This window comes from Ruminococcus sp. AM26-12LB (assembly GCF_003480785.1).
GTDB classification, from domain to species: domain Bacteria; phylum Bacillota; class Clostridia; order Lachnospirales; family Lachnospiraceae; genus Blautia_A; species Blautia_A fusiformis.
The window spans coordinates 1,075-3,618 of record NZ_QUJX01000037.1 but is presented as its reverse complement, the minus strand read 5'-3'; the positions used below and the strand labels follow the sequence as shown (position 1 = coordinate 3,618).

Below are 2,544 nucleotides of genomic sequence, written 5' to 3'. Positions count from 1 at the left end.
TCAATTACTTGCATAAATTCGATGGACGCGTCTTATATCCCCATAGCGGAAACAAGGGGTTTTACGACGCATTGGATAAACAGTGAGTAAAATACCGGTACCACAATTACGGAAAGGTAGATCACTGCTGCCGGTATCAGAAACGCATATGCACCGAAATCAACTTTTCTTTTTTTCTTATTCCCTCTTTATTACATACAAAAACCTGCGGTTTTTATAAAAGCCGCAGGTTTTTCCCATGTTTTTTTAAACTTTCTAAACTATTTTTTAATTTTCACATGCTTTCTGTGCATACTCTGTCTGCACCAGATTTTCATACGCTGTACGATCCGTCAGCTCACCTGCATCTTCCAGGATATCCTGCAGAAGCTCAAAGCTGTCTTTTTCAAAAATAAGATTTTCTTTCCAGGTATCCTGGTCATAATAACGTTTTACAATGGCAGTAATGGTTTCAAGATCTGTTTCTTTGAACTGCGGTGCGATCACTTCTGCGATTTCCTCCGGCGTATGACTCTGCACATAGTCCATTCCCTTCTGAAGTGCATCGGTAAATTTCTGGATGATCTCAGGATTTTCTTTCATGTAGCTTGCTTTTGCACTGTAGGATGTATATGGTACATAGCCGGATGCCTCTCCGAGAGATGCAACTACATAGCCCGCTCCTTCTTTTTCCAGAATGGTCGCAGATGGTTCGAATTCTACTGTATATGCCGCGGAATCATCACTGGTAAAAGCTGCTGCTGTGGAACCGAAATCAACGCTCTGGTCGATGGTCAGATCCTTTTGCGGATCAATGCCGTTTTTCTTCAGTATATATTCAAATACCATTTCCGGCATTCCGCCCTTACGACCGCCAAGAACCTTCTCTCCTTTCAGATCCTCCCATTTGAAATCAGGCATCTCTTCTCTTGCCACTAGAAAATTCCCCGCACGCTGGGTTAACTGTGCAAAATTTACGACAGGATCCGTGGCGCCCTCCTGATAAGCATAAACAGATGCCTCTGCGCCCATAAATCCAATATCTGCCTCACCGGAAATCACAGCAGTCATCGTTTTATCTGCTCCGAATCCCGTCACCAGCGTCAGATCCAGACCTTTCTCCGCAAAATATCCCTCCTCAATCGCCACATACTGCGGTGCGTAAAAGATTGAATGTGCGACTTCATTCAGTGTAACCTTTGTAAGCTTCTCTTCTGTGCTGTCTTTCTTCGCAGCAAATACTCCCATTGGCAGCGCCGTCACCGCCAGCACAACTGCTGCCGCCAGTGCAATCCATTTTTTATTTTTCATGCAGATACTCCTTTACAGACTTCTTCTGTTAGAGTATGCATAATTAATTAATTGGTGACCAGGGAAACATACAAAGTATCGTAAAACACAGTCTCCATGATTCCTTTTGTTAGGATATGCCCAAAAAACCAACTGCTGATCACGATCAACTTTCCCATCAGTTAAAAAATATGAATTTTATTTAACAACAATTCAATTGTGTTCAATTTCCAATCCTGCTATGATTTAATCACAAAAGCTTTTGAAATTTCAATCAGGAGAGAATTAGGATGAATATTGGAAATGTGATAAAAAAATATAGAAAAGAGTCTGGTTTCACCCAGGAGGAAATGGCAAACCGCTTAGGAGTAACTACTCCAGCGGTGAATAAATGGGAGAACGGAGTTTCCCATAGTTAAAGATACCACACCAAATATGATGAACCCACGCTTATACACTACCAGCTATAATAAACCGCAAGGACAGCAATTTGATGATACTGCTGTCCTTTCTTTTATAAAATTGCAGTACACATAAAAAAGCTGTAAAATGATAAATATATTTGTCCTTGTAACAATTCTCGGACATTTGCCTGTTATACTATCTGCAAAAAGCAAAGGAAGTGAGAATATGGAGCAGATTTTAATTGTCGAGGACGACAGTTTTTTGAATAAGATGTTAGACTATAACCTGACCGCAGACGGCTACGGCGTGACTTCTGCCCTAAATGCCAGAACCGCAGCCGAAGCCATCCGCCAGCGGGAATTTGATTTAGTGCTGCTGGACATCAACCTGCCGGACGGGAACGGTTTTGAACTGTGCAAGCTGATAAAGCCCCAGCACCCGGACACCATCGTAATATTCCTGACCGCCAACGATCAGGAGAGCGACCAGATACGGGGCTATGAGGTGGGCGCGGTGGACTACATCACAAAGCCCTTTGTAATCGGGGCCTTGCAGCGGAAGATCAAAGCCATGTTCGCCATGCTGGAACACCACAAACCGGCTAAGGACATTTACGATGACGGACGGCTGTTTCTGGACTTCTCGGAGCAGACGGCTTCCCTAAACGGCAAGCCCCTGACCCTATCCCCGATGGAGTACAAAATGCTGAACCTGTTTCGTAAAAATCCCCGGCAAGTGCTGACCCGTGGGCAGCTTTTGGAAAAGCTGTGGGATATAGACGAGAGGTTTGTAGACGAACACACCCTGACAACCTCCATCAGCCGGATTCGCAGCAAGATCGAATCCGACGGCGGCGCACCCTACATCAAG

The 2,544-nt window shown here is 44.2% G+C and carries 3 protein-coding genes; 2 read left to right on the top strand and 1 reads right to left on the bottom strand.

Translation table 11 applies throughout. The features are described from left to right. Positions 1–267 precede the first annotated feature (267 nt). Positions 268–1,290 (bottom strand): ABC transporter substrate-binding protein, encoded by a 1,023-nt coding sequence (locus DW694_RS16625; protein WP_021652568.1) that lies wholly within the window; start codon positions 1,288–1,290, stop codon positions 268–270. Between the two features lie 269 nt (positions 1,291–1,559). On the opposite strand from DW694_RS16625, the gene DW694_RS16620 reads away from it, so the two are divergent. Both DW694_RS16620 and DW694_RS16615 read left to right on the top strand, forming a co-directional pair. Beyond that, on the top strand, positions 1,560–1,688 hold the full coding sequence (locus DW694_RS16620; RefSeq protein ID WP_330383085.1) for a helix-turn-helix transcriptional regulator: 129 nt from the start codon (positions 1,560–1,562) through the stop codon (positions 1,686–1,688). 211 nt (positions 1,689–1,899) lie between these two features. After that, the coding region (locus DW694_RS16615; protein ID WP_147420746.1) for a response regulator transcription factor at positions 1,900–2,544 on the top strand (645 nt) is incomplete at its 3' end.